This is a genomic window from Allobosea rubneri (assembly GCF_032464875.1).
Lineage (GTDB): Bacteria > Pseudomonadota > Alphaproteobacteria > Rhizobiales > Beijerinckiaceae > Allobosea > Allobosea rubneri.
The window spans coordinates 49,447-75,171 of record NZ_JAWDID010000018.1; the positions used below are offsets into that span (position 1 = coordinate 49,447).

The window sequence follows — 25,725 nt, forward strand, 5'->3', positions numbered from 1 at the left end:
ACCAGCTGACGAACCCGGCGCCCAGCGAGGCGAAAATGCCGTGACCTGACGCTGCGTCTGGTCTGCGTCCCCGCACACCCGGCTATGATCAAACGCCCCTACAACATTGTTGCAGGCGGCTGCACGATCGCTGTACCGGCCTTGCCGGGCGAGGGGATACGGCGATGACAGAGCGACCTGCCGGCGAGATCAAGGTGCTTGGCGCGCAGGACGGCGAGAGCTTCTGGCAGCCGGTCCCGGCCAACGGCTTCGTGCGCAACCTGCTCAACGACAAGGCCGTCTCCAGCGAGAACCGCTTCGCCATGGGGACGCAGACCGTGGCGCCGCGCTCCTTCATCCGCGAGCATACCCATGATCGCAACGAGGAGATCATCTTCGTTGTCCGGGGGCGCGGCATCGCCCGCATGGACGGGGTTGATCATCCGCTCGAGGAAGGCTCCTGCGTTTTCGTCGGCCGCGACCGCAAGCATCATTTCCTCAACCCGCATGACGAGCCGCTGACCTTCCTGTGGCTGATCATGCCGGGCGGGCTGGACGAGTTCTTCGCACAGATCGGCCGGCCGCGCAGGACCGGCGAACCGGCGCCCGAGCCCTTCCCGCGGCCGGAAAACGTCGCCGAGATCGAGGCGCGCACCGTGTTCGGCTGGACCGATGCGAGCTTCAACCAGCATAAGTGAAAGGCGCCTTGGCGCCGAAGGAGACGCTGCAATGACACAGACCCGCGCAAACCGCCGCCCCTTCGCCGGCGAGGCCCGATGAGCGCCGTCGCACAGCGTGCCGTGAGCGGCGAATTCGAGGCGCACACCGCCGATGGCGCCGTGCTGCGCGGCTGCTCGCAAGGTGAAGGACCGGTGCTGCTGCTGGTGAGCGGCATCAACGGAACCGCCGCCTTCTGGGACGACAATGCCGCGACCCTCGCCCGCTCCTTCCGGGTGCTGCGCTTCGACCAGCGCGGCATGGGCTCCAGCACGCGCGGCACCGCGCGCTCGACGATCGACCAGCTGGCGCAGGACTGCCTTGCCGTCCTCGACGCTGCCGGTGTCGAACGCGCCGTGCTGCTCGGGCATTCGACCGGCGGCTGCATCGGCCTCTCGCTGGCCCGCCAGGCCCCCGACCGGCTCGCCGGGCTGATCCTGAGCGGCAGCTGGCTGAAGCAGAACCGCTATATGTCGGCCCTGTTCGAGACACGCCTCGCCATTCTCGATCAGCACCCGCGCGCCTACGCCGCGAGCGCGACGCTGATGGCCTATCCGCCGACCTGGCTGGAGGCGCACTGGAACGTCTACGAAAGCGCCGTAGCGAACGCGCCGGCGACGAACGAGGAAAGGCAGATCATGCGCGAGCGCATCGACGCGCTGCGCTCCTTCGACGGCTCGGCCTGGAGCGCCAGCCTGACGCTGCCGGTCCTTATCCTCGGCGCGCGGGACGACATGGTCGTCCCCGCCTTCCTGCAGGACGAGCTCGCCGCCGGCCTGCCGGGCGCGCGCAAGACAATGCTCGATACTGGCGGGCATTATTTCCCGGTTTCGCGACCGGACGCCTTCACCGCCAATGTCGCGGAGTGGATCAGCGAGATCGCAGCGCGCGCCGCCCCCACGGGATCGTGAAGCGAAACGCCGCGGGCGGCCGCACAGGCGAAGCCCATCCGCGGCGAACTGACCAGTTTCAGAATTCCTCTAATTCGCTATCCCATGGTCGCCGGGGTCCAGCCTGTATCGACGGTTTGCGCGATACAGGCTGGACCCCGCGAGCGAACGGGTCGTGACGACCTGCCTGCCCGGTCCCGTGCCACGCACCCAGCTTCAAGAAGGATCGACCATGAAAGCCATCGCCAGCGCCGCCCTTCTCACCCTCGGCTTCGCCACTTTTGCCGCCACCACGGCATCGGCCCAGGACATCTCCGCCGGCGAGCGATCCTGGAACAAGTGCCGCGCCTGCCACCAGATCGGCGAAGGCGCGAAGAACCTGGTCGGCCCGCATCTCAACGGCCTGTTCGGCCGGCACACCGGCGCCGTCGAGGGCTACAGCTACTCGGCCGCCAACAAGGGCGCCGACATCACCTGGGACGAGGCGGTCTTCGCCGAGTACATCAAGGATCCGCGCGCCAAGATCCCCGGCACCAAGATGATCTTCGCCGGAATCAAGAACGACAAGGAAATCGCCGACCTGACGGCCTTCCTCAAGCAGTTCGGCAAGGACGGCAAGAAGAGCTGATCGAGGCCGCGCTACGGCTCTGGGTCGCGCCCGAGCCGTAGCGCCGTTACGGAAACGGCCGCAGAGAAAGATTGCCGGCTACAAATTTTCTGGAAATTTCGGCGACGAATCACCCTATGTTGTCGCGGGGAAAAAAGCGCGCGAAGGTCGACAAGGGTGGCGAAGACGACAGCCGGCAAACGGCCGGCCGAGCCGAAAGTCCAGATCGGCGCCATCCCGTTCCGACGGCGCGCCGACGGCGCGATCGAGATCATGCTGGTGACGACGCGCGAAACCCAGCGCTGGATCGTGCCGAAGGGCTGGCCGATCCGCGGCCTCAAGGGCCATGAGGCAGCCGCGCGCGAAGCGATGGAAGAAGCCGGCCTGATCGGCGAGATCGGCAAGAAGCCGGTCGGGCGCTACACCTACTGGAAGCGCAAGACCGACCATTTCATCCTGTGCAAGGTCCGGCTCTATCTGCTCGAGGTCAAACAGCAATTGCCGACATGGCCGGAACAGGCGCAGCGCAGTTGCCGCTGGTTCACCCAGGCCGATGCCGCAGACCTGATCGACGAGCCGGCGCTGGGCGCCATCGTCGCCGGGCTCGACATCAAGGCTGCCTGAAGGGCAGCGAATCCCGGCTCAGCGGGCATCGTGGAAGATCAGCCCCGTAGTGAAACGCTCGCCGCTGCGCACCCGGCTGACGCCATGGCGCAGATTGACCCGATAGGCGCCGCGCGTGCCTTCGACCGGCCGATGCTGGACTGCGAAGATCGCCGCCTCGCCCTGTGCCAGCGGCACCACTTCCGGCCGAGACTGCATGCGTGGCCGCTGCTCGACCAGGGTGAACTCGCCACCGGTGAAATCGCGGCCGGGCTGCGAAAGCAGGATCACCATCTGGAAGGGGAAGAACAGGTCGCCGTACAGGTCCTGGTGCAGGCAGTTATAGTCGCCGGCTTCGTATTTCAGCAGCAGCGGCGTCGGGCGCTGCTGGCCGGCCCGATGGCAGAGCGCGAGGAACGCGTCGAGGCTTTCAGGATAGCGCTGGGCGATGCCGAGCGTTTCGTTCCAGCGATTGGCGATGGGCGCCAGACGGGCATAGACCAGCGGGCGCAGGGCCGCGACCGGCTGCGGCAAGGGATGGGCGAAATACTGGTACTCGCCGCGCCCGAAGCCGTGCCGCGCCATGACGATCCGACTGCGAAAGCGGGCCGGCTCGGCATAGAGCCCGCGCAGGCCGGCGCAAGCCTCGGCATCGAGAAGCCGGCCGGTGAGCCCAACGCCATGCGCGTCGAGTTCAGCCTCGATCCGCGCCCAATCGAGCGCTGCGACCATCGCCTCGAAGTCCTGTCCGTCGGGCGTTGTGTTGTGACGGTTCGTTGCGGGCATGGCGCTTCCTTTCGAGCCGGAGACTGCGCCCGATCTCGCCGCGGAGCCGACCGGCGCGCCACCCGCTTCCTGCGATTTCAGGGACGGCGCCGGGCTCTGCGAGTTATCCGAAATCGCCGCTTGACCTTCCAATCATGGGAAGGTGTAGCCATCTCAGCACGATGAGAACGAAAGCGGATATCATGGCGATGCAAGCAACGCTCGAACCGCGCGGAAATCAGACCTCCGTGCTCGACATACCCGTGGATGGCATGACCTGCGCCTCCTGCGTCGGCAGGGTCGAAAAGGCGATCGCAGCCGTCCCCGGCGTGACCAGGGCGCAGGTCAACCTCGCGACCGGGCGGGCACAGGTCGCGGGGGGCGACGCTACCGCCATCGCCGCTGCGATCCGCGCCGCGGGCTACGAGCCGGCCGAAACCGAAGTGAACCTGTCGATCACCGGAATGACCTGCGCCTCCTGCGTCGGCCGGGTCGAGAAGGCCCTGCGCGGCGTGCCGGGCGTACTGGCTGCGAACGTCAATCTCGCGACAGAGCGCGCGACCGTCCAGCTCGCCGACCCCACCGCCGTGCTGGCCCTGATCGCCGCCATCGCCGCTGCCGGCTATCAAGCGGAGCCCCTCGGCGCGAGTGCGAACCCGCGCGCCGATATGCAGGAGCGGCGTGAGGCGGAGCAGAGCGAGCTCGGTCGCGCGGTCGTCATCGCGGCGCTGGCGACGCTGCCGCTGATGGTCATCGAGATGGGCCCGCATCTGAGCGAGACCTTCCACCATTGGCTGCTCGGCATCGCCGATATCTTCACGCTGAAGGTGACCGCCTTCGCGCTGGCCAGCATCGTCCTGTTCTGGCCCGGGCTGCGCTTCTTCCTGAAGGGCGGGCCGGCGCTGCTGCGCGGCGCGCCCGACATGAACGCGCTCGTGATGATCGGCGCCGGCGCGGCCTATCTCTATTCGGCGGTCGCGACCTTCCGGCCGGGCTGGCTGCCTGAAGGCACTGCCCACACCTATTTCGAGACCGGCGCGGTCATCGTCACCCTGATCCTGCTCGGCCGCTGGTTCGAGGCCCGCGCCAAGGGCCGCACCAGCGCGGCGATCAGCCGGCTGGTGACCCTGCAGGCCCGCACCGCCCGCGTGCTGCGCGACGGCATCGAGAGCGAAATCGCGGTCGAGGAGGTGCGCGTCGGCGACCTCGTGCTCGTCCGCCCGGGCGAGAAGGTCCCGGTCGACGGAGAGGTCGTCGAGGGCTCGTCCTATGTCGACGAATCGATGGTCACCGGCGAGCCCGCGCCCGCCCATAAGAGCGCCGGCGCCAGCGTCATCGGCGGCACGATCAACCGCAATGGCGCGTTGCGCTTCCGGGCCGAGAAGGTCGGCGCCGATACGCTGCTCGCGCAGATCCTGCGCATGGTCGAGGCCGCACAAGGCGCCAAGCTGCCGATCCAGGCCCTGGTCGACCGCGTCACCAACTGGTTCGTGCCGGCGGTGATCCTGGTCTCGGCCATCACCTTCGCGGCCTGGCTCTATTTCGGCCCGTCGCCGGCCCTGACCTATGCGCTGGTCAATGCTGTCGCGGTGCTGATCGTCGCCTGCCCCTGCGCGATGGGCCTCGCCACCCCGACCTCGATCATGGTCGGTACCGGCAAGGCGGCCGAGCTCGGCATCCTGTTCCGCCAGGGCGCGGCCTTGCAGAGCCTCAGCGGCATTTCCACCATCGCCTTCGACAAGACCGGCACGCTGACCAAGGGCACGCCCGAGGTGACGCAGGTCGTGGCTGCCGCCGGTTTCGACGAAACCGAGACGCTGCGCCTTGCCGCCTCGGCGGAGAGCGCCTCCGAGCACCCTTCCGCGGAAGCGATCGTCGACGAGGCGGCCCGGCGTGGCCTTACCCTCGCCACGACCAGCGACTTCCAGGCCGAGCCCGGCATGGGCATCGAGGCCACGGTCGAGGGGCGGCGCGTCGCCGTCGGCTCGAAGCGGCTGATGCGGCGGCTGGGCATCGACCCGGACGGCTTCGCCGCACGCGCCGAAGCCCTGGCCCGCGAAGGCCAGTCGCCGCTCTACGCTGCGATCGACGGCAAGCTCGCCGGTCTGATCGCAGTCGCGGACCAGATCAAGCCCGGCACGCCGGCGGCGGTCGAGAGCCTGCGCCGGCTTGGCTTGCGCATCGTGATGGTGACCGGCGACAATCGCGGCACGGCCGAGGCCATCGCACGCCGGCTCGGGATCGACGAAGTGCGGGCCGAGGCGCTGCCGACCGAGAAGGCCAGGATCGTCGCCGATCTCCAGGGCGATGGCAGCAGGCGCGTCGCCTTCGTCGGCGACGGCATCAATGACGCCCCGGCCCTGGCCCAGGCCGATGTCGGCATCGCCATGGGCGCAGGCACGGACATCGCCATCGAAAGCGCGGATATCGTGCTGATCTCGGGCGATCTGCGCCATGTCCCGGAAGCGATCGCGCTATCGAAGGCGACGATGACCAATATCCGGCAGAATCTCGGCTGGGCCTTCGGCTACAATGTGCTGCTGATCCCGGTCGCGGCCGGCCTGCTCTATCCGCTCTGGGGCGTTCTGATGTCGCCGGTCTTCGCCAGCTTCGCCATGGCGTTCTCGAGCGTCAGCGTTCTCGCCAACGCGCTCCGCCTGAAGCGCTTCACAGGGCAGCCGCGGACCGAGGAATCCGGGCCGGCCAATGTGCCGGCGACGGCCTGAAGGAGGATAGGATGAACATCGGACAAGCCGCCGAGGCCTCGGGCGTCAGCGCCAAGATGATCCGCTATTATGAGGAGATCGCACTGATCCCGCCGCCGGCGCGTTCCCAATCGGGCTATCGCGTCTATGGCCCCGACGATGTCCACACGCTGCGCTTCGTGCGCCGGGCCCGCAGCCTCGGCTTCTCTATCGAGGAAACCGGAGCGCTGCTGGCGCTCTGGCGCGATCGCTCGCGGGCCAGCGCCGATGTTAAGGCAATGGCGCTGAAGCACGTCGCCGAACTCGAGGAGAAGGCGGCAGCGCTGAAGGCGATGGCGAAGACGCTGCGCCATCTCGCCAGCCATTGCCATGGCGACGGCCGGCCGGACTGCCCGATCCTGGACGAGATCAGCAGCTGAATTCCCCGGCGATCGGCTTGAAGCCGACCGGTCGCCGTTTTTCAGCGTGCGATGAAAAAAGCAGTGCCGGCCTTTCGGGCCGGCACTGCTTCAATTGTCTCGGGTGCTGCGAAAGCCCGTTTCCGGGCGGCAGCGAAGCTCAGCGGCGCATCGCCTCGGCCAGGCGCGGCGAGAAGGTGCGGACCGGCCGACGGACCACGACGACCGCGCGATTCGGCGTCGTCACCATGGTGCGGTTGGCGGCCTTGCGAACCAGCGGCACGACATCGGAAACCGGCACGCCCATCAGATTGGCGGCGATCTCGGCCTGCTCCTCCGGCGAATCGCTCAGGCCCTGCGCGGCGGTGATCGCCTCGTCGAGGGTCGGCAGTTCGACGCGGGGCCGCAAAATGCGCGGCGGGGGGTTCTTGTAAGCAGGCATTAGGGTCGCTCCTTAGGGGCGAAGATAGGCATCCATTGTGCATCGCACAAGATTATGTCGGAGTTTGGCCGCAGCGCAGCAAAGCGAACAGCCCTGCACCGTTTGCATGACGGCGACCGAAAACGCGCCGTGACATGTCATCGCGCCTTCATCCGGCCCGAAAGTCCCGACAGGCTGCCTGACCTCGCCGCGGGAGAATCGTCACCGATGACCGCTCCAAACGCCGCAAACACCGCTAGGAACGTGCATGGCAGGCGCCCGCCCGCCCCGGTGCCGGGCGACCGCGAACTCAGCCGGCTGGAACTGCTGCTGCGCCTGCGTCAGAATCCCCTGACGATCTGGCGCCAGCGGCATTTCCGCGAGCCGATCGTCGCGGGCGAAGGGATATTCGGCTATGGCGTCGTCCTGTCCGCCCCCGTGGCCATTCGCCATGTCCTGGTCGAGAACGCCGCGAACTACCGCAAGGACGACCTGCAGCGCACCATCCTCGCGCCCGGCCTCGGCGAAGGCCTGCTAACCGTAGAAGGCGAGGCCTGGAAGCGGGCTCGCCGCACGCTGGCGCCGCTTTTCACGCCGCGCGCCGTCGCCGCTCTCGCTCGCAGGATGCTGGGCCCGGCTGAAGCGACCGCGCAGCGCATGGCGCGCCGGCGACCCGGCCGCGTCGTCGACATCGCGCAGGACATGACCCGCGTGACCTACGACATTCTCGCCGAGACCATGTTCTCCAATGCGATCGCCGGCGGTGCCGACGCTTTCGGCAAGGCGCTGACCCGCTATTTCGAGACCCAAGGAAAGATCGATCCGCTCGACATTCTCGGCGCGCCCGCCTGGGTGCCACGGCTCGGCCGCTGGATGGCGCGCCCGGCGATCTCGTTCTTCGAGACGCAGGTCGCCGCGATCATCGCCGAGCGGCAGGCGTTGCGCAGGCACTCTCCGCCACCCGACGGCGCGCCCGACCTGCTCGACGCGCTGCTCGCCGCGCGCGACCCCGAGACCGGGACCGGCCTTTCGGAGGCCGAGATCGGCGCGAACATCATCACCTTCATCGGCGCCGGGCACGAGACGACCGCCAATGCCTTGACCTGGTCACTGTTTCTGCTGTCGCAGGCTCCCGAGACGCAGGAGGCGCTGGAAGCCGAGGTCGACGCCGCCGGCGACGACCTCGCAGCGGCCGCCCTTTCCGGCTCCGGACTGGCGCTGACACGCGCCGTGATCGAAGAAGCGATGCGGCTCTACCCACCGGTACCGTCGCTGTCGCGCACCGCGCTGGCGGACGACGCGGTCGGCGGGCGCTGCTTCATTCCCAAGGGCGCGCTCGTGGTGATCTCGCCCTATCTGCTCCACCGTCACAAAACGCTATGGCGCGAGCCGGACCGCTTCCACCCCGAGCGCTTCATGCCCGGCGCGCGCGAGACGATCGAGCGCTACGCCTACCTTCCCTTCGGCGCGGGCCCGCGGGTTTGCATCGGGCAGCAATTCGCCATGGTCGAAGCGTCGATCGTGCTGGCGACGCTGGTGCGCACGCTGCGTTTCGAGCATGCCGGCGAGCCGCCGACGCCGGTGCACCATGTCACGCTCCGGCCGCGCCACGGCATGCCGATGCGCGTGACGTCGCGCAAAGGAATAGAGTAGGAAGCGCTGCGGAAGGCACTTGATTACCTTGCGTAATATCAGCAGATCGAGCGCGACCAATTAACCACAGAGGCCAAGAAAAAGACATTCCACAGACAAGATTTCGCCCTGTTCTGAGCAGGCCATAGAGGCAGCAGGCTTCCGCGGCAACGCCGCCCTGCACGGCCTCTGCTTCGTCAGAACCCGATTTTCAAGAGCGGTTCCGCCACTATTGGCACAAGTGACTGCCACATTTTGCACCACTTGCCCAGAAATGGGCGATATGGAACAGATGGCGCGTGTGGTGCTGCGTAATTTTTTGGTCGGCTTGGCGAAAGACGCCCTGCCGGCCGCAAAGGCTGTGACAGCTGCAAGCGCCATGTTTCAAGAAGCAACTTTTGCAGTGGGGTGACGTAATGCATGCCAAGACCATGAAAGTCGGAACCATCCTCGTCGCCGGCGCCCTTGCGCTGGGCGGCTGCACCGCGTCCCAGGAACGTGTCGCCACCGGCGGCGCTCTCGGCGCCGGCGCCGGCGCCCTGATCGGCGGTGCGGTCGGTGGCTGGCGCGGGGCGGCGATCGGCGCCGCGATTGGCGGCCTTACCGGCCTCGTCATCGCCGACGCGATCGAGCGTGAGCGCGCCCGCGAGGCCGCCTACATCGCCGCGCGTTCGGGCGCGAACACCCAGCGTTTCCGGAATTCGAGCGGCCAGGACGTGGTCGTGAAGGCGCGCACGGTGAAGACCTACAACAACAGCGCGGGCCAGCGCGTCCGCGTCGTCGAGCGCACCGTGACCCGCAACGGCCAGGCCGCCGGCACCGACACGGTCGAGGTCAACCTGGCGACCAACGAAGCCTCCGGCATCTGAGCCGGGCATAGCCGAGAAGAACGGCCCTCCCTCGCCTCGCGCGGGAGGGCCCCATGGGGACAGGGATGACGGGCAGAGCGTTGCCGAAGTTGGCGAGCTGGATGGCGACGGTTTGGCTGGCAGCCGCGTCACCGACCGTGACGGCGGCGCAGACTCAGACCTTCCCGGGATACAATCCGCAGGACCCGATCGGTTCGGCTGCGCAGGCCTTGTGGCAGCGCATCGAGAAGCAGTGCGGACCGCTGAAGCTTCCGGTCCGGATCGGCACGGCCTCGCGCCCGCAGCCCGAGAACGCGTTCTCGCGGGACCAGGGCAACAACGTGATGCAGCAGGTCCATGCCGCGTTCTCGCGCCTGGACGGCGTCCGGATGGCGCCCTTCCTCGACATCGGCCCGGTCCTGAACATCAGCGACACCGGCATCCTCGACAGCGCGCTCGCGGGCAACGCCAAGGAGCAGCTCAGCAAGATCGAGATCGAGATTAGGGCCACCGGCCAGCGCATCGGCCCCTCGACCCGGCTTTTGCTGTCGGCGCATGGCTGGAACGGCTATGAGAGCTGCTCGCCGAGCCTCGATCCCTTCACCGTCTCCGAGGAATTCATCGGCGAGATCTACCGCCGGACCGAAAACATCTTCGACGAGGTCGCCGAAGCGATCTGGGAGCAGTCGACCGAGACCTCCAACACCCTGGCGCTGTCGGCCCACATGCTGAACGGCGCGCCGGTCAATCCGGGCTGGCTCGAATTCTTCTCCGACCGCATGCGCCGGGCGCTGAGCAAGCAGGCCGACGAGGAGAAGAAGTCGCGGATCCGTGCGCCGCGCCACGTCTCCTTCGCCATGCTGCACGATCCTTCCTCGGAGGAAGCGCGGCGCTGGAGCGCTTCGGTCTCGGTCGAGCAGCGGCACAACGGCTTCCGCATCGCCGTCAGCGCCAACCGCAAGGACACGACCCCGGTGTTCAGCGGCGGCCTCGTCGCCTTCGACGACCTGCCGACCGCGACCCAATGGGCGGCACTCGGCTCCTCGCGCAACCAGAACGCCGTCTCGGCGCCGCGCCTGAGCGAAACGCCGCTGCGTATCGACGGGCGGGTCGAGGGTGGGCGCGGCCTGCAGCAATACGCCTTCTCGATTCTCCGCGAATCCTATGTCGAGGTCGACATCCCGCTGCCGAGCCTGCGCGGCCCCGGCAAGCTGCTCGTCGAGGTCTTCGCGCCGGGCCACCCGCCGCTGCGGACGATCCACATCGCCAATCCGAGCCGGCCGAATCTGCGCCGCTACCGACTCGGGGCGGGCCAGTACACCATCCGCGTCGCCAATACTGGACCGAGCCGACAGGAATACCAGCTGCGTGCCCGCGCGGTCGACACCAGCGACATGCTGCTGCCGGAAGCGCCGGGCCGCCTGATCCGTCGCTTCCAGAACTGGTATGCCAGCGTCGTCGAGGATGCGGCCACCGGCAAGCGCACCTGCTACGCCTACACCGCCGCCGCCGAAGCCGGGCCGACCAACTGGCGCGAGCAGGCGCCCTTCATCCTGCTCTCGGCCGAGAGCGAGGGCAGCGGCGCGATCCAGCATCTGCTCGACGACAAGCGCTACTACCGCCCGGGCGCGCCGATCGAGGCTTCGGTGACCGAAGGCGGCGATGTGCGCCCGCTCAACGCCAGCGCGCCCGGCAACTTCATCCGCCCGATGAAGGAGGGCTCCAACGGCCAGCCGATCCTCGATATGGACGCGGTCGCCGGCTACAACAAAGGCACGACCCTCGAACTCAACGGCACCACGCCCGACGGCAGGCCCGCCCATGTGGTCTATTCGCTGCAGGGCTACCGCGCCGCCGTCAACGCCATGTCGCTCGAATGCGGCCGCCGCGACCTCGCCAACGCCCTCGTCTGGAAGTAGCCGTCGGCTCAGGCGAGCGCCAGCGCCACGCGCGCCGGCGTCTCGGCCGGGCCGGGCTCGAACCGGATCAGGCCGCGCCGGATCCCGGCGCCGGATTCGCGCAGGACTGCGGCGAGCGAGCGGGCGGAGCGCTCGAACACGCCGAGCATCGACTCCACGAGACGTGGGTCGCTCCAGATCTCCGAAGCGCGCCTGCCAAAGGGCGCAAGGAAGGGCTCGATGCCGCTCCAGGCCAGGATCGTCTCGCGCGGCCTTGCGGCGCCTTCGCCGGCTCCGAGCAGGATGCGCTCGATGATCGGCGCCCAGACGCCGTCATCATAGCGGCCGATCGGCAGCAGGATGACGAGGCGATCCGCCCCCTCGAGCGCGGCACGCGCTTCGGAGCCGACCTGCGCTGGCTCGCGGAACAGGCGAGGCAACAGGCGCGGCGCGAGGAAACTCGCCTTTGTCTCTTGGGCGACCTCGGAATCGTCGAGGCCGGTCAGGACCAGACGGCGCCGGACGACCTCGTCGCCTGTCGGCGCGTCCGCGGGAGAAGCGCCCCACTGCGCGGGCAAGGCTGCGGGCAAGGCCGCGAAACAAACCGGCTCTGCCGCCATGAAACCGCTCTCCGTTCTCTACGCCTGTCGACAGGTCCGCCCGGACGAGCAGGACGAGGCAAGCCCATCCCGCAAAGTCGCACGTCCAACTCGGCAAGATTAGGGCGGGACCACTCGACCTCGCAAGCGACAGCATCCGCCAGCAACACGGAAGCTTCGCCGCCTGTCATGCCGCAACGTCTTGCAAGACGACGGACCATCGCGCAAGGTCCGCCACCGATATCCTCCCGCGCCAGTCTTTCCGGAGCCAGCCCCCGTGCATCTTTCCGTGGCGCCCGTCGCCATCATCTGGGACGGCTCACGTCATGTCGCCGCGGTCTGGAGCGAAGGCGCCCGCGCCCGCTTCCTTGCGGCTGAAGAGACCGGCGGCCGCATCACGCTGATTGCGGCTGGCGACGGCGAAGACGCACCGCTCTCAGGCAAGCTGCCGCCCGGCAGCCGCGTGCTTCATGCCGTCACCGTCCCGAGTGAAGGCGAGAGCCGCGTCGTGGCGATCCAGCTCGACGAGCGCCTGACGCCGGACCAGGCCGACCCGCAGGGCGCCGGCCTCGCTTTGCTGCGAGCGCATTCCGATGGCACCGCCGGCACGTTGGCGATCGAGCGCCGTTCCCTCGCTGAGCGGCCGCAGGACGCGCCGGAGACGCTCATTGCCAGTGGCCTGAACCAGGTCGCCGAAACCGGAGCGGGAGCTTTACGCCTGCTCGCCGGCCCGTTCATGCACCCGGCGGATGAGCGCGCCACACTGACCCGCGTCACCGCCATCCGCAACGACGGGCTGACGCTCGATTTCAGCGGCGAAGGCAGCGGCGGCGGCGTCCTGGTCGCGCATCTGCCGGCCGCAATGCGGCAAGCCCGACAGGCACTGGCGCAGCTAGATCAGGACCTGCGGCTCGCCGTCGAGGAGGAACTCGACGCGCTGGGCGCGACGCCCGCCGACTTGCGCGATACCGACGCCACCGGCCTCAACCGCGTCGCCGCCTTGCGGCGCGGCTTTCGCCTGCTGCGGCCGATCGCCAATGCGGACGGGTCCTGCCGCCTGAGCCTTCCCGACTGGCTCGAAGAGGACGAGGTCCTGGTCTTCGCCGAACCACGCCGCCAGCTCGTCTGGATCGGCGCCGGCGAGGCGGCAAACGGCGCACCGATGACCATCCGTTGGCAGGACGGAGAGCTCGGCGCGGTTTCGCACCGCGAAACCTATGCCGCTTCGGTCTCGACCGGGCTCACGCTGGGCGGTGGCACCGGCCAGGCCCTCGTCGTGGCGACGCCCGGCGCAGCAGCACCTCTGCGCGACGATCTCGCGCTCGCCGCCGGCCGGCTGGCCGACGGCCTCTGGCAGGCCACGCCGGCACGAACCGCCCAGCTGAGCCTGATCCTGGCGGAGATCGCGGCGGCACGGGCGCAGGCGCCGGCCGATGCGGGCCCTTTCGCCCGGATCGACGCGCGCGCCAAAGCCCCGGAGGCCGGCAGCAATCTGCTGGAGGCGGCAGCGGCCTTGACGGGCCTCGATCCGTCGCGAGCCGACGAGCTCTGTGAGCGCACGCTAGGCGAGCAGACCGCCATGCTGCTCTGGGCCGTGGAGCAGCCGAAGGTCGCGGCGCGCGCCTGTGCGGTGCGCCTGCTTCTGCCCGCGCCCGGGCCCGAGACCCCGCCGGCGGAGACGGAACGCCTGCTCGGCTGGTACGAGGAGCCCGTATTGCCGCAGCTCCTCGGTCGCGAAGCGATGACGCTGGCCGGCCAGGATCGTCGAGCAATGCGGCTTCTGCACGACATCGCGGCCTGCGCGCACCAGAGCTGGCTGGATACGAATGTCGTCGCCGAGGTCGAGCAGACGATCGCCGAAGCCCGCAAGCGCCGTGGCCAGCGCCCGCTGAGCAATCTCGACGGTCTTCTCCTTGAACTGCGCCGCAGAGCGCAACGCCGCCCCCTGGTCGCACCGGCGCTCGAGGAAGTCGCGCGCCGGCGCAGCGAACTCATCGAGGCCGGCGCGCAATCGGGCCAGTCTTCCGCGCTGCTGGCGGAGCTGGGCAAACGGCTGGGCGAGCTGACGCCCGGCGAGATCATGCTGCTGCACGAGCATTTCGCCGGCCTGCGCCGCGAGGCGGCGCAGAGTGCCTCGGCGGGCGCGCTGATCGGCGCCTGGGAGAAGGTGGCCGGCCTCGCGGGGCTCGCCGCGCGTAATGACCGTGCCGGCGATGCCCTGCGCGGCGCCTCGCGCCTCGCAGGCACGACCCAGGGCTTCGTGGCGACGATCGACGCCGTGGAAGGCCTGACACCGGCGCTCGGCGCGATCGAGGCGCAGATCGGCCAGGTTCTCGGCCAGGAGGATACCGCGGCGCCGCACGCGCTGGGTCTGCGTCGGGTCCTGGGCGGCTATGGCCGCCTGCTGCTGGCCGATCTCGCCTTGCGCGAGGCCGATGCCGCCTTCGCCGGCACGCCCTTCGCGGCCAAGGCACTCGCCGATACCGGCGACCCAGGATTCGGCGCCGCCTATCGGCGGCTGCGCGCCGGAACGAGCGATACGCTCGCCCGCTATCTCGCCGGGGCGGCAGCCGTCTCGGGCGTCGACCACGAATGGGGCGCCGCGCTCGGCCGCGCCACAACGCATGAGCCGGCGCCGACCGGAGCCGGAAGAGAGAACGGATGAGCGCCGCGTCCTGCTACAATCTCGAGACCCGGCTCGCGAGCTTCAGCGCCACCATCGCGCTCGACCGCAGCGAAGGCCTGATCGACATCCTCGCCTTCGAAGCGCCCGAGGACATGGTCAAGGCGGTCACGGTCTCACTGATCTCGCACGCCCCCAGCCTGCCGAGCGGCATCGACATCGGCTGGCTGCAGGGTGGCACGCTGCTGGACAAGGCGGCAGTGCGTGCCGGCGAGCGTCTGATGCTCGGCCTGCGGCGCGAGGCGGTGATGCGCGCCGTCGCGACCCACCGCCAGCAGGCCGATATCGAGAGTGACGCCAGTCTCGAGATCGCCTTCTCGACCATCGTCGAAACGCCCGGCGGCGCCCGCGCCTCGCCGCGCCGCGTCGTCAAGATCGCGGTGCTGGCCGGCGCCTCGCAGCCGGAATGGCGGATCGAGCCGGTCGAGATCGACCTCGATTCGCTCGCCACCGGCAAGACGCTCGGCGTCAGCCAGATCGCCATCGACATCCCCAAGGACATCGTGCTGGAAGGCAGGCGCGGCCTGACCATCGAGGCGAGCTGCTTCGGCCTGAAGGCGCAGAACCTGTCGCTCGCCATCGCCGCACCGATGGACCACTCGGTCTCGCTGCGACGCTACCCCGACGCCGGCGCCAGCACCTGCCGGCACCTGCTCTGGCTGGCCGACGCACCGGCGCTGGCCGGGCAGGAGGTCAGGCTCGACGTGACATTGACACGCGACGCCGTGCTCGATTTCGTCGACGAGACGATCCAGGCCAATCCGAAGGCGGCGTTGCAGGTCCGGTTGACCGCCAAGCTCGGCGGCTGGATCGCGCAGGATGGCTCGAGCCATGACCCCGACGGGCCTGCGAGGCCCTGGTCGAGCGCGCTCGAGGCGCGCTCGGTGCCGATCCGCAGTCAGAACCGTGGCGATGTCGCCCTGACGATCGCCGGTTCGCATCTCAGCTGCCCGCTCGGCACGACGTCCGATCTCGTGATCGAAGGCGGCCTCAACGCCGAGGTCGACCCCGACGACGAGACCTCGATCGTGCGCTGCGACGGGCTGGTGATCGACCTCAGGCGCTGGCCGCTGACCCGCACAGCGCCGCTGAGCGTCGAGGTGGTCAGCCGGATGGGCGACAACGAGGTCGCGGAGGCTACGACGCCTTTCCCGCTCGAGATCGTCCGCGAGGGCGATTTCGGCCGGCGGGGCCGCGCCGTCGTGCCGATGCAGAACCTGACCACCACGCTCTCGCGCGCCGTCCGGACCAGCGGCCCCAATGTCCTGCGCGGGCCGATCACGGTCGAGCTCACCATCGCGGCCGGTGATGATGGCGGGCAGCCGCTGGTGCGCGCGAGCCTTCCGGTGCGCTACAGCCGCCGCGTCCACAGGCTGCCGATCTGCATCGACCTCGGCGCCTCCGCGACCTCGATCTGGTCGGGAGCGCCACGTGCCGCCGGCCGCGCCACCGAGATCAGGCCGCTGGCGCTGGGCTCCTGGCTGGCGCGGCATGTCGATCCGCGCCATGGCGAGGCGGCGTTACAGGACGCAGGTGCCGCGCCGCTGATCCCGAGCCATGTCGGTCTCGATTCCGGCAATAACTTACGTGCCGACCATGCCCCGCACGCTTTGCCCGACCTTTCCCTGATCGGGTCCGACCGGGCGACCGTGGCACGGCGCCTCAAGGCCTTTTCGCGCCGCTACGACGTCTCCGCGCCGGCGCCCCCGGCTCAGGGAGGGCTGCCTGAGGGCGGCAAGCGTGTGGATTCGCTGAAGCATGCCCTGACCTCGGGCGCCGTCTCGCTGACGCTGCCCGAGCAGGTCCATCGCTACGACGCGGCGGCGGAGCGGGTCGTAGCCACCAATACGGTCGAGATCGCGCCGCTCGTCGCCGACGTGCTCGACGAGCTGGTCGACCTTTATGTGCTGCGCCTCGGCGCGGACCGACTGCGGGTCGAGGATCATGCCCCTGCGCCGATCGTGCCACGCATCCTGATCTCCTGCCCGAGCGGCATTGGCGACGAGATCGCCTCGCGCTACCGGGCGGCGCTGGAACTGTTCTCGCAGCGGCTGGAGCGGCTTTTTCCCGGAGCCACGAGCTTTGCGGACGCTGCCGTCACCGTGCCCGAAGCAGTCGCGGCGGCGCGCTATGTCGCGAGCCTGCCCGAGGTCCGCGCCGCGGTGCCGGACCAGGGCGAAGCGCTGCTGGTGACGCTCGACATCGGCGGTGGCACCAGCGACGTCGCACTCGCGCGCCTGCGGCGCGACGGCGACCGACTGACCAACCAGACGCTCGCGACCTTCGGACTGCCGGTCGGCGGCGACATGATGGACGAGGCGCTGGCCGAGGCCGCCGCCTTGCTGATCGACAAGGCGATGGAAGGCCAGGAGGCGCATTGGCAGCCGGCCTTCGCGGAGGCCTCTCTAGCGCGCGCCGTACAGCGCCAGGACGCGGCGGCGCTCACCGCCAAAGCCTGGCTGCGCAATGCCGTCAAACGGGCCAAGGCGAACCTCGCCGCGCGGCTCACGGCCAAATCGGAGACCGCGCGGGCGCCCTATCGCTGGAATCCCGAGGCGCCGGATGAGAGCCTCGACCTCGTCCTCGCTGAATTGCGGGGCGATGGCGAGGCCGCGGGCCTGTTCGTCGCGCAAGGCGAGCCGGCTCTGGCCGAGGCGGAGCTGCCGTCCGGCCTGCGCCTTGCGCTCGACCCCGCCGACCGCGCGGGGACGCGACGCCTCATCCTGAAGCTGCCGCGCACGGCTCTCGAAAAAGGGGCCGGCGCAGCGTCCGAGCGTCTCAACGAGATCGCCGCCGTGCTCGGCGGTATGCTGCCGCGCATGGCGCGCGCCGCCGGCCCGAATCCGCAGCAGCGGCCGACCGTGGTGATGGTGCCGACCGGCCGCGCCGCGCTCTGGCCGCCGATCTTCGAGGCGATCGCCCAGGAAGCGCAGGCGAGTCACGCCGCCCTGCCGTTCGAGCGCCCGTTCTCGCCGGCGGCGATGAAGAAGGCGGTGATCGCGGGCGCCGCGATCCTCGGCATCGAGGGCGACATGGCCGGCAGCGCCGTGCTGCACAAGAATCCGCTCGGCATCGCCGCCATGGCGGTGCAGATGCGCGACCTCGGCGCCACAGGCCTGCGCACCGAATTCGCCGCCGAGCGCATCCATTATCTCGGCTACGACATGGGCTCGGGCGACCGGCTCCATGCCGAGCATGACGAGATCGCCCCAAGCCTCGGCGGACGGGCCAATCTCGGCCGGCGTTTCCAGTTCGTGCGGACGATCCCGGGGCTCGACCCCCAGGGCAAGGCCTTGTCGCGCCTGCGTCCGCTGCTCGCCGGGCAGGACCCGATGGTGCTGCTCGAGGGCGATTCGATCGTCGAAGCGCATCGCGAGGGGCTGGACGGGTTCGGCACCTGCGAGATCGTCTCCGAGGTGCTGTCGCCGACCAGCCGGAAGGTCACCGTGCTCGCCGCCAATGAAGGCTGGGAAGCCTGCTGGCGGATCGAGCACGACCGCGTCTCGCGCATCTATTGAGGCGGGGACGATCGTGACGCTCCCCGCTGCGAAAACCGCTCTGACGGCAGCAAGGACGAGCTGGCCTCGCTCCCGCGCTGCGCTTCCACCCGTTTCCAGCCTTTTCCGCAGCCTTTCCCGACGCCAAGTGAGCTGATGCCATGGCCCTGCCCGACCTGATGGACCTGGTGATGCATGATCCCCGCAGGCTGACCTGCCTGCGCGCGGTCGCCGGCGAGCCGGGCGAGGCTATGCCGGGCATCGAGAACCTCTGGCGCAAGCCGGTCTTCGCCCTGACCCAGGCGGGACAGCCGACCAAGGATGCGCGCCTCTCGCTGGAAGACCTGATCGATCGCAATCGCGGCATCGCTCTGATCGACGGCGGCAGCGGGCCGCAGCCGATCGACATCCCCTTCACCTCGATCGTGGTGCTGACCGCCGAAGCCTTGCCAGGCGCACAAGAGCTCGGCCGGTTCCTCGCCGACCGGATCGAGCAGCGCTTCCGCGACGTGATCGACCCCGATATTGGCGTCACCATCCATGTCGAGCAGAGCATGCACGCAGCGGCCCCGGTCGCGGTCTATTTCGGCCATGGCGTGCACGCGCCGCCGCAGGGCGGGCTGCTCCCGCATGGCGAGGTGATCATCAAGCAGAACGCCGATATCGCCATCGGCCAGCCTATCATCGGTGCCAACACCGCCGGCGGGCTCTATCCCGGCCAGTCGCGCTTCGCCTTCTCGCGCAGCGAGATGCTGACCCCGGCCGTCCATCCCGACCTGCCGGCCGGGACGATCTTCTTCCTCGGCCGCTACCCGGTCGATTCCTCGGCGCGCGAGGCCGGCGGCCTGCCGCTGCTCACCGCCCTGCCCCAAACGCCGGAGGCACGGGCACAGGCGATCCAGGTCGAGACGCTGGCGACGCCGATGCAGGGCGGCATCGATGCCCGCTTCGAGATTCTCGGCATCCGCCCGCAGACCGGCCGCGTCTCGCTCGGCATGGTCGACGTCATCCTCGACCGCCGGCCCTGCCGCCTGCACCAGCAGCCGCCCAGGGGCCCGCACCTTGCCGTGCTCGGCCTCGCCATCCCCGAGAATTTCGGCGGCCGGCGCATGGCGCGCTACTGGGTCGAGCGCAGCCATGGCGGGCGACTGATGTCCTCGGCGATGCTCGCGCCGCGCGACAGCATCGTGGTGCAGGGGCGCGACGCGCGCCGCTATGACCGCCGCGAGCTGCGCTACAGCCGCGCCGGCGGCGAGTTCCGGGCCGAGAGCATCGGCTTCGACAATCGCCGCCGCTCGGTGCTGATGCTGGAGGAAGGCGAGCTCGGCTATATCGCGCTACCGCGCGAGCAGACCGCGATCGCCTTCGGCCCCGACCAGTCCTCGCGCGGCTATGGCAGCTTCGACTGGCTCGGCGAGGCCGTGCGGGTGCAATTCGGCTCCGGCGTGGTCGAGCGCCTCGACAATCTCTATGATCACAACCCGGTCGGCTTCATCGCCGCGGTGCCGGGGGGCGTTGCGGTACAATCGGCCGGCGACATCTGGATCCTCGGCGACCGCAAGGCGCAGCCGGCCGGCACCTGCACCATCCCCGCCAACGGCCCCTTCGTGCTCGGGCCGCTTGTGGTGGAGCTTCGGGGGGCGACGCCATGAGCCATCCGCTCTTCCGCGGCCTCAAGCGCAGCATGGTCGCACTTGCCGTCGGGCTCGTCACCATCGCCGGCTTCCTCTGGCTCTCGGGCGGGCTGATCGGCGAGCTCGCCGCCAGCCGGGCCTGGATCAAGCAGCCCGACTTCACCGAAACCAGCCGCTCGAACGAGGACCTGTTCGCGCAGGCCGTCTCGACCGGCCTCATCTGGCTCGACCCGGCCGGACCGACGATCCGCTCGCAGCCCTGCGAAGCGCTGTACGATCCGTCGCTGACCTTGCCGACGCCGCAGGGCACCAAGGAATTCTCGCGCACCCTGCTCGACCGGCTCTGCAACCTGCCGGCCGGCCAGCAGATCCGTTCCGAGATGCTGGCCTGGAACAACTCCTTCCTGATCGCCGCCGCCCGTGACGACCGCGCGCCCGACCGGCGCTGCGCCGACGGCACGCCGCTGAGCCTGCCGGTGGTGCCGGCCGGCTGCCGGCCCTCGAGCTGGACCGCCCGCGTCGCCCAGACCACCGATCTCGCCGCGCCGCTCAACGTGATGCCGAATGCGGTGCCGCCGCCGCGCGACTTCTCCGATTTCGCCACCCGCCGCGCCAACCAGCTCTCGGACTGGGCGCTGTTCGGCCCCCTGCGCGAGCGCGACGACCGCCTCGCCCTGTCCTCCCGCCTGCCGGCGGGCAGCCGACGCATCACCGTCGACATGATCCTGGAGCCGAGTCGCATCGTCGTCGGCAATGAGCGGGCCAATCTCGACCCCAAGCGCGACCAGCAGACCGTGCGCCTCGCCGGGATGAGCATCGCCGCCGAGCGCATCTGCTCCGACAGCGACGAATTCGCGACCTGCGTCGAGGAGGCGGCGCAGGGTCTGCCGCATGGCTGGCGCTTCACCATCACCGGCCAGCGCCGGCGCGAGACCGAGATCACGGTCGAAGGTTCGCCGGTGCGCGCCGTGCCGCCGCGGGCCCGCGAGATCCTCGGCGGCACCGGGGTGCAGGCTGAGGACGGCAAGGTCAAGCTCTGGCGCTCCTCGCATATCGAGGCCGATTGCGAACGCGCCAAGGCCAAGCTGGTCTGCGAGCTCGGCTGGCGCGGCGCCGTAACCCAGAGGCGCAGCGGCGCCGGCCGGGCGCTCGCCTTCGCCGACGGCACGCCGGCGCTCGACGCCAATGGCGTGCCGCTGCCGATCGTCGACGAGCTCGGCCTGACCGCGATGATCGGCTATGGCGCCGGCGATGTCGGCTCGCTCTCCGCCGCGCTGGGCCGGGCCCGGACCCGCGAGAACCTCGTCCTGACCATCGAGCCACGCCTGCAGAAGCTGGTGCAGGAAGCGGTCTACACGCAGATGGGCGAGCGCATCGCCCGCGGCAAGCGCCCGCGCAAGCCCGGCCCGCTGCCGGTCAACCTCGCGCCCGAGCAGGAGCCGCCAGACCAGGGCGATGGCCGCGCCGTCGTGCTGCTGATGGATGCCGGCGACGAGCCCGGCGCCGTGCTCGGCATGGCGAGCTGGCCGGATTTCGTGCCGGGCATGCATAGCTGGGACATCCAGGCGCTTTCGACCGGCCGCGATAGCGATAGCCCACTCGCCGGCCATGGCTGGCGCGCCGGCGACGTCCACACCATGCCGGGCTCGACCTTCAAGCTGGTCACCGGCCTTGCCGGCATCCTCGCCCTGAAGGAGCAACCGCGCCTCGCCGACATCATCATGGGCCGCACGCCGCCGGCGCAGCAGGCGCAGATCTTCGGCATCCCCGGCGGCGGAACGCTCAACGTCGACGGCGTGCAGATCGCCAACTATGGCGGCGCGGGCTTCAATGTCGGCATCCTGGCGCCGTCGCAGACCGGTTGCCCCGACGGCGGACGCGGCGCGCAGATCGGCTTCTGCGAGGCCCTGATCAAGTCGTCGAACCTGTGGTTCGCCGGCGTGGCGCTGACCATGGACGGCAGTAAGGTCGGCGGCAGGCCGAGCACGGTCCTGGCCCGCACCGGCACGGTCCTCGCCCGCATGACCGAGCACCTCTACCCGATCACCCAGCCCGGTCAGCTCGCCCAGCCCGGTGTCGACCTGACCCGCGGCATCGTGCCGGGCGCGCAGCGCCTGACGGGCGAGGCGCTCGACCTCGCGGTCGAGGACAAGCGCAACGCCCGCCGCATCGACCTCGTGACGAACTCCTACGGCCAGGGCGTGCGCGCCACCCCGATCGCGATGGCTTCGATCTATGGCTCCCTCGGCGCCCGCAAGGTGATCCGCCCGCGCGTGCTCAAGCCGGTCGGCGACGTCGCCGAGACGCCGCAACCCAACGAGGGCGAGCCTGTGATCCCCGGCATGGACCCGCGCCAGGCCGAACCCTTCCTCGACGGTGCCCAGCGCGGCCTGTTCGGCGTGGTCAACTCGCCGGGCGGCACCGCCGCCGGCGTGATGGCGAGCCTGCCGCCGGAGATCAGGCGCCGCATCTTCGGCAAGACCGGCACCGCCGACACCACCGACGGCATGAACTCGGCCTGGTTCGCCGGCTGGATGAACGATGTCGCCGGCAGGAAGCGCGTCGCCTTCACCTGCCTGGTCTCGCATACGCGGGAAACCGGCGGACGTGCCTGCGGCCGGCTGATGGCCGGGCTGCTCGGCAAGGTCGCCGCGCTCGGAGACAAGAAGTGAGCGAGACGACCGCATTGCGCCAGCTCTTCGGCCGCTGGCTCCAACTCCGCCCTTTCCGCCTGCCGCGCATCCGCCTCGGCTCCACCGGCGGCGCGGTGACCGGCCTCGTCCTGCTCGCCGCCTGCCTCGCCGTGCTCGGCTTCTGGTGGCACAACACCAGCTACCTGATCGAGACGGCGCGGCCGGTGGTCAGCCTCGAGCGGCTCGATCTCGCCTTGGCACGCGGCGAAACCGTCGCGATCGGCCGGCGCGAGCTGCTGCAGCCGCAGCGCTTCGATTCCGCCGAGACGCGCCATGTCGCCTTCACCCGCCTACCCGACGGGCGGGTCAACATCCGCAATGTCGCCAACAGCCGTCGGCTCTGGCTCGACTATGCCAATGGCTCGGGCAGCTTCTCGTCGCGCTGGCGTTTCCAGCCCGGCGACCGCATCGCCGCCGGGGCGCTGGCGATCACGGTCGACGAGGCCAGCCCGGGCAATCTGCAGCTGACCCTGACGGAGGCCAGCAAGCCTGGCCCCGGCCGCAAGCTGACGGTGCAGCGCACCGGTCCGGTCTCGACCTTGCGGCTCGACGGCAATGCCCTGCCGGTCTGCCAGCCGCGCAGCACCGCCGACCGCATCCGCGAGGTCGTCACCGGCATGATCGCCACCGACGAGCGCGGCGAGGACCGGATCGTCCAGATCGGCGGACGCCTGACCTGCACTGTGAGGGAGGAGGCGCATGTCGCCGCCGGCGCCCTGCCCTTCAAGGCGCTGACCATCGTGGCGCGTGGCGGCGGCTTCTTCCTGGCGCCGGGCGACGCGGTCGACGCCCCGCGCCCGCCGGTGGTCTTTGCCCGCGGCAACCAGCGCGTCACCGATTTCGGCGACATCGCCTGGGAGCTCGATCCCGAGGGACCTGCTCGGCTCAGCCATCTGATCATCGGGCGTACGCGCTATGCGGTCGATATCGGGGAGGAAGCCGGCGGGCGCCTGCCGCTGCGGCTGACCCCGCTCAGCAAGACCCACCGCTTCGACCCCGCCGATGCCGAGCAACTGCGCGAGGCCTCGACGACGGAAAGCGTCAGGCCGGTGATCACACCGCCGCGTCAGCCGATGTCCGGTGCGGAGATCGGAAATCCGCTGAGTTCGCTCAACGGCGTCGAGCGGATCGTGCGCCTTGTGCTGACGCTGGGCCTCGCCGCCTTCGGCATCCTGTCGGCCATGCATCAGGCCAGCGCCTTCCGGCGCAGCGCCATCCTGGTCAGGTTGGTCGGCGCGCTCGGCGCCACCGGCTTCATCGCCGCGACGACGATGCTGGTGCTGGCGCCGGAACTGTCTCGGCTGGGCGGCGCCTCGATCTCCTATGAAGGCGCGCTGCACGCCACCATCCTGGCTTATGCCATCGCCTGCCTCCTGCTGATGGTCGGGCCGCGCTTCACCACGCCGATGCGCGTCGCTTGGCTGGGCCTGCTCGGCCTGTGCTGCCTCGGCAGCCTGACCCTGCTGGCCCTCGGCATCGACGCCGAGAAGACCGACTTCACCATCCATGCCGAGAAGAACAAGCTGCTGTTCTTCGACCTGATCCCGGTCGTCGCGGTGGTCGTTGCCCTGCAGCCGCAACGCGCCATCGCCGCCCTGCCGCGCTCGTTCTTCATGGGAGTCGGCTTCAAGGACCAGCTGCTGCGCGCGATTCCCGCCTTCCTGATCCTGGTCGCCTTCGTCGCCTGGGGCGTGCTCGGCACCGAAACCGGCGTCGCCGGCTTCCAGCCGGTCGAACTCGGCAAGATCGCGCTCGTCCTGGTGCTGGCGCATATCTTCCTCGGCTTTTCGCGGATCGACTTCTTCTACAACCAGCGCCACTACATCTCCTGGCTCGGCGTCAGCCTGGCGACGGTGCTGGTCTTCATCCTGTTCCTGACCGCGATCCCGTTCCTGAAGAGCGACTATTCCCCGGCGCTGATCATCATCATCACCACCGTGGTGCTCGCCTTCGCCTTCCTGCTGCCGAGCACGCTGAAGCGCCTGTTCGAGATCACCCGCGTCTTCCTGCGCCGGGCCGATGCGCCGCAGCGCAAGGTCCGCAAGCTCGGCTGGCCGCGCGGCGGCGTGCTGGCGCTGGTGCTGGTGATCCTGCTCGGCATCAACGCCGCGCTGATCTACGCCTTCCCGGGCCTCGTCACCTATGCGATCTCCGGCCAGTGGAACCTGCCGAAGGAGCGGCTGGCGGCGATCGACGTGCTCGAGAAGGCCCGCGGCGGCGCCTTCCGCGTCCCTGCCGAACGCCTCCTGACCTGGTACGATCTCGACCACGCCAAGCTGCGTAGCGCCGCTGCCGGCGAGACCCGCAATCCCGACGTGATCCATCGCGATCTCGGCTTCCAATTGCTGCAGTCGAAGGTGGCGCTCGCCGAGATGCCCTGTACGCTGGCGCGGCTCGATCTCGGCCTCGACAAGACGCCGCCGGAAGTCCGCCGGGCGCTCGACGAATTACCGCCCTCGCCGGTCTCGCTCTGCGCCATGCTACCGGGAGCACGCGCGACGCCGATCGCCGAGCGCAAGAGCGAGATCGTCGACGAGACGGCGAGCCGCTTCACCGTCAGCGACCTCGTGCGTGTGCCGGTGGTCCAGAACGACTTCATCGCCACCTTCATGATGGTCCGTTTCGGCCTGCCTGCAGGCCTTGCCCTGCTGGCGGCGCAGGTCGTCACCGCCTTCGGCCTGCTGACGCTCGCCGTCGGATTGATGCGCGAGCGTGCCATGGGCTCGGCTCAGGAAGGCGCCAACAAAGGCATGGCGATCATCCTGGTCGGCATCGTCACCATCTTCGCGCTGCACTGGAGCATTTCCTGGGGCAATGCGCTCGGCCTCTTGCCGGTGATGGGCCAGCCGATGACCTTCATCGCGGCTGCGACCTCGCATCACATGCTGATGGCGCTGCCCTCGATCGCGATCGCGCTGATCGCCGGGCGCCTCGCCGCGATCCGCCAGCTCTCGCCGACCAATGATCCGCCGCCCTGGGGTCTGTGGCGCGGGCTGACGCGGGCGGGGCTGTAACGCCCCCTGCGCCATCGCTCCGGCTGACGCGGGTGGCTGCAGCAGCGATTTGCGCGAGATGAGGCGACCGGCGGCGCTCGGATGACGCAGGTCGCAGATGCGCGGGCCGGGTGCGGGCGTCGTGAACCGGACCGGCTCATGG

18 protein-coding genes are annotated in these 25,725 nt (G+C 69.6%); 15 read left to right on the forward strand and 3 right to left on the reverse strand.

Going from position 1 to position 25,725, the window contains the following annotated elements:
- Window positions 1-164 precede the first annotated feature (164 nt).
- The 4 genes from RKE40_RS13800 to RKE40_RS13815 all read left to right on the forward strand — a co-directional run bounded on the left by RKE40_RS13800 (window position 165) and on the right by RKE40_RS13815 (window position 2,817).
- Entirely contained in the window at window positions 165-677 is a 513-nt protein-coding gene (locus RKE40_RS13800; RefSeq protein WP_316018811.1) for a cupin domain-containing protein, read from the forward strand.
- A gap of 78 nt (window positions 678-755) precedes the next feature.
- Window positions 756-1,607 carry an alpha/beta fold hydrolase gene (locus tag RKE40_RS13805; RefSeq protein WP_316018812.1) on the forward strand — a complete coding sequence of 284 codons (852 nt, stop codon included), beginning with the start codon at window positions 756-758 and terminating at the stop codon, window positions 1,605-1,607.
- Window positions 1,608-1,818: 211 nt separating this feature from the next.
- Window positions 1,819-2,214 (forward strand): c-type cytochrome, encoded by a 396-nt coding sequence (locus tag RKE40_RS13810; protein WP_316018813.1) that lies wholly within the window; start codon window positions 1,819-1,821, stop codon window positions 2,212-2,214.
- 156 nt (window positions 2,215-2,370) lie between these two features.
- Window positions 2,371-2,817: an NUDIX hydrolase gene (locus RKE40_RS13815; protein WP_316018814.1), complete on the forward strand. Its 447-nt coding sequence runs from the start codon at window positions 2,371-2,373 to the stop codon at window positions 2,815-2,817.
- A gap of 18 nt (window positions 2,818-2,835) precedes the next feature.
- Here the strand turns inward: RKE40_RS13815 and RKE40_RS13820 are convergent, their stop codons facing one another.
- Window positions 2,836-3,582: a 2OG-Fe(II) oxygenase gene (locus RKE40_RS13820; protein ID WP_316018815.1), complete on the reverse strand. Its 747-nt coding sequence runs from the start codon at window positions 3,580-3,582 to the stop codon at window positions 2,836-2,838.
- Window positions 3,583-3,764: 182 nt separating this feature from the next.
- On the opposite strand from RKE40_RS13820, the gene RKE40_RS13825 reads away from it, so the two are divergent.
- Together RKE40_RS13825 and cueR are read left to right on the forward strand one after the other, a co-directional pair.
- On the forward strand, window positions 3,765-6,287 hold the full coding sequence (locus RKE40_RS13825; RefSeq protein WP_390893364.1) for a heavy metal translocating P-type ATPase: 2,523 nt from the start codon (window positions 3,765-3,767) through the stop codon (window positions 6,285-6,287).
- A gap of 11 nt (window positions 6,288-6,298) precedes the next feature.
- Window positions 6,299-6,685, forward strand: a complete 387-nt coding sequence (cueR, locus tag RKE40_RS13830) for a Cu(I)-responsive transcriptional regulator (protein WP_316018816.1) — start codon at window positions 6,299-6,301, stop codon at window positions 6,683-6,685.
- 139 nt (window positions 6,686-6,824) lie between these two features.
- On the opposite strand, the gene RKE40_RS13835 is transcribed toward cueR, so the two are convergent.
- Window positions 6,825-7,106 (reverse strand): hypothetical protein, encoded by a 282-nt coding sequence (locus RKE40_RS13835; RefSeq protein WP_316018817.1) that lies wholly within the window; start codon window positions 7,104-7,106, stop codon window positions 6,825-6,827.
- A gap of 207 nt (window positions 7,107-7,313) precedes the next feature.
- Between RKE40_RS13835 and RKE40_RS13840 the strand changes: the two genes are divergently transcribed.
- From RKE40_RS13840 to RKE40_RS13855, 4 genes are all read left to right on the forward strand, one after another.
- Window positions 7,314-8,738 (forward strand): cytochrome P450, encoded by a 1,425-nt coding sequence (locus tag RKE40_RS13840; protein ID WP_316018818.1) that lies wholly within the window; start codon window positions 7,314-7,316, stop codon window positions 8,736-8,738.
- 262 nt (window positions 8,739-9,000) lie between these two features.
- A complete protein-coding gene (locus tag RKE40_RS13845; RefSeq protein ID WP_316018819.1) occupies window positions 9,001-9,129 on the forward strand; it encodes a hypothetical protein in 129 nt (42 codons plus the stop codon).
- Window positions 9,130-9,148: 19 nt separating this feature from the next.
- Complete coding sequence (locus RKE40_RS13850; protein WP_184231736.1) at window positions 9,149-9,586, forward strand: glycine zipper domain-containing protein; 438 nt, start codon at window positions 9,149-9,151, stop codon at window positions 9,584-9,586.
- A gap of 101 nt (window positions 9,587-9,687) precedes the next feature.
- Window positions 9,688-11,484 carry a hypothetical protein gene (locus RKE40_RS13855; protein WP_316018820.1) on the forward strand — a complete coding sequence of 599 codons (1,797 nt, stop codon included), beginning with the start codon at window positions 9,688-9,690 and terminating at the stop codon, window positions 11,482-11,484.
- A gap of 8 nt (window positions 11,485-11,492) precedes the next feature.
- Here the strand turns inward: RKE40_RS13855 and RKE40_RS13860 are convergent, their stop codons facing one another.
- Window positions 11,493-12,083, reverse strand: coding sequence for a hypothetical protein (locus tag RKE40_RS13860; protein WP_316018821.1), 591 nt, complete (start codon window positions 12,081-12,083; stop codon window positions 11,493-11,495).
- Between the two features lie 256 nt (window positions 12,084-12,339).
- On the opposite strand from RKE40_RS13860, the gene RKE40_RS13865 reads away from it, so the two are divergent.
- The 5 genes from RKE40_RS13865 to RKE40_RS13885 all read left to right on the forward strand — a co-directional run bounded on the left by RKE40_RS13865 (window position 12,340) and on the right by RKE40_RS13885 (window position 25,583).
- Complete coding sequence (locus tag RKE40_RS13865) at window positions 12,340-14,727, forward strand: hypothetical protein (protein WP_316018822.1); 2,388 nt, start codon at window positions 12,340-12,342, stop codon at window positions 14,725-14,727.
- Window positions 14,724-18,263, forward strand: a complete 3,540-nt coding sequence (locus RKE40_RS13870) for a hypothetical protein (protein WP_316018823.1) — start codon at window positions 14,724-14,726, stop codon at window positions 18,261-18,263. Before RKE40_RS13865 ends, RKE40_RS13870 begins: the two co-directional genes overlap by 4 nt.
- Window positions 18,264-18,403: 140 nt before the next feature.
- Complete coding sequence (locus tag RKE40_RS13875) at window positions 18,404-19,894, forward strand: hypothetical protein (RefSeq protein WP_316018824.1); 1,491 nt, start codon at window positions 18,404-18,406, stop codon at window positions 19,892-19,894.
- Window positions 19,891-22,548 (forward strand): penicillin-binding transpeptidase domain-containing protein, encoded by a 2,658-nt coding sequence (locus RKE40_RS13880; protein WP_316018825.1) that lies wholly within the window; start codon window positions 19,891-19,893, stop codon window positions 22,546-22,548. Before RKE40_RS13875 ends, RKE40_RS13880 begins: the two co-directional genes overlap by 4 nt.
- On the forward strand, window positions 22,545-25,583 hold the full coding sequence (locus tag RKE40_RS13885; RefSeq protein ID WP_316018826.1) for a hypothetical protein: 3,039 nt from the start codon (window positions 22,545-22,547) through the stop codon (window positions 25,581-25,583). The genes RKE40_RS13880 and RKE40_RS13885 overlap by 4 nt, the downstream gene beginning before the upstream one ends.
- Window positions 25,584-25,725: the final 142 nt, after the last annotated feature.

Coding starts and splice junctions, on each gene's coding strand:
- RKE40_RS13845 (WP_316018819.1), top strand. CDS start 9,001: ATGGAACAGATGGCGCGTGTGGTGCTGCGTAATTTTTTGGTCGGCTTG.
- RKE40_RS13825 (WP_390893364.1), top strand. CDS start 3,765: ATGGCGATGCAAGCAACGCTCGAACCGCGCGGAAATCAGACCTCCGTG.
- RKE40_RS13835 (WP_316018817.1), bottom strand. CDS start 7,106: ATGCCTGCTTACAAGAACCCCCCGCCGCGCATTTTGCGGCCCCGCGTC.
- RKE40_RS13875 (WP_316018824.1), top strand. CDS start 18,404: ATGGCCCTGCCCGACCTGATGGACCTGGTGATGCATGATCCCCGCAGG.
- RKE40_RS13870 (WP_316018823.1), top strand. CDS start 14,724: ATGAGCGCCGCGTCCTGCTACAATCTCGAGACCCGGCTCGCGAGCTTC.
- RKE40_RS13860 (WP_316018821.1), bottom strand. CDS start 12,083: ATGGCGGCAGAGCCGGTTTGTTTCGCGGCCTTGCCCGCAGCCTTGCCC.
- RKE40_RS13800 (WP_316018811.1), top strand. CDS start 165: ATGACAGAGCGACCTGCCGGCGAGATCAAGGTGCTTGGCGCGCAGGAC.
- cueR (WP_316018816.1), top strand. CDS start 6,299: ATGAACATCGGACAAGCCGCCGAGGCCTCGGGCGTCAGCGCCAAGATG.
- RKE40_RS13820 (WP_316018815.1), bottom strand. CDS start 3,582: ATGCCCGCAACGAACCGTCACAACACAACGCCCGACGGACAGGACTTC.
- RKE40_RS13805 (WP_316018812.1), top strand. CDS start 756: ATGAGCGCCGTCGCACAGCGTGCCGTGAGCGGCGAATTCGAGGCGCAC.
- RKE40_RS13850 (WP_184231736.1), top strand. CDS start 9,149: ATGAAAGTCGGAACCATCCTCGTCGCCGGCGCCCTTGCGCTGGGCGGC.
- RKE40_RS13880 (WP_316018825.1), top strand. CDS start 19,891: ATGAGCCATCCGCTCTTCCGCGGCCTCAAGCGCAGCATGGTCGCACTT.
- RKE40_RS13840 (WP_316018818.1), top strand. CDS start 7,314: ATGACCGCTCCAAACGCCGCAAACACCGCTAGGAACGTGCATGGCAGG.
- RKE40_RS13855 (WP_316018820.1), top strand. CDS start 9,688: ATGGCGACGGTTTGGCTGGCAGCCGCGTCACCGACCGTGACGGCGGCG.
- RKE40_RS13810 (WP_316018813.1), top strand. CDS start 1,819: ATGAAAGCCATCGCCAGCGCCGCCCTTCTCACCCTCGGCTTCGCCACT.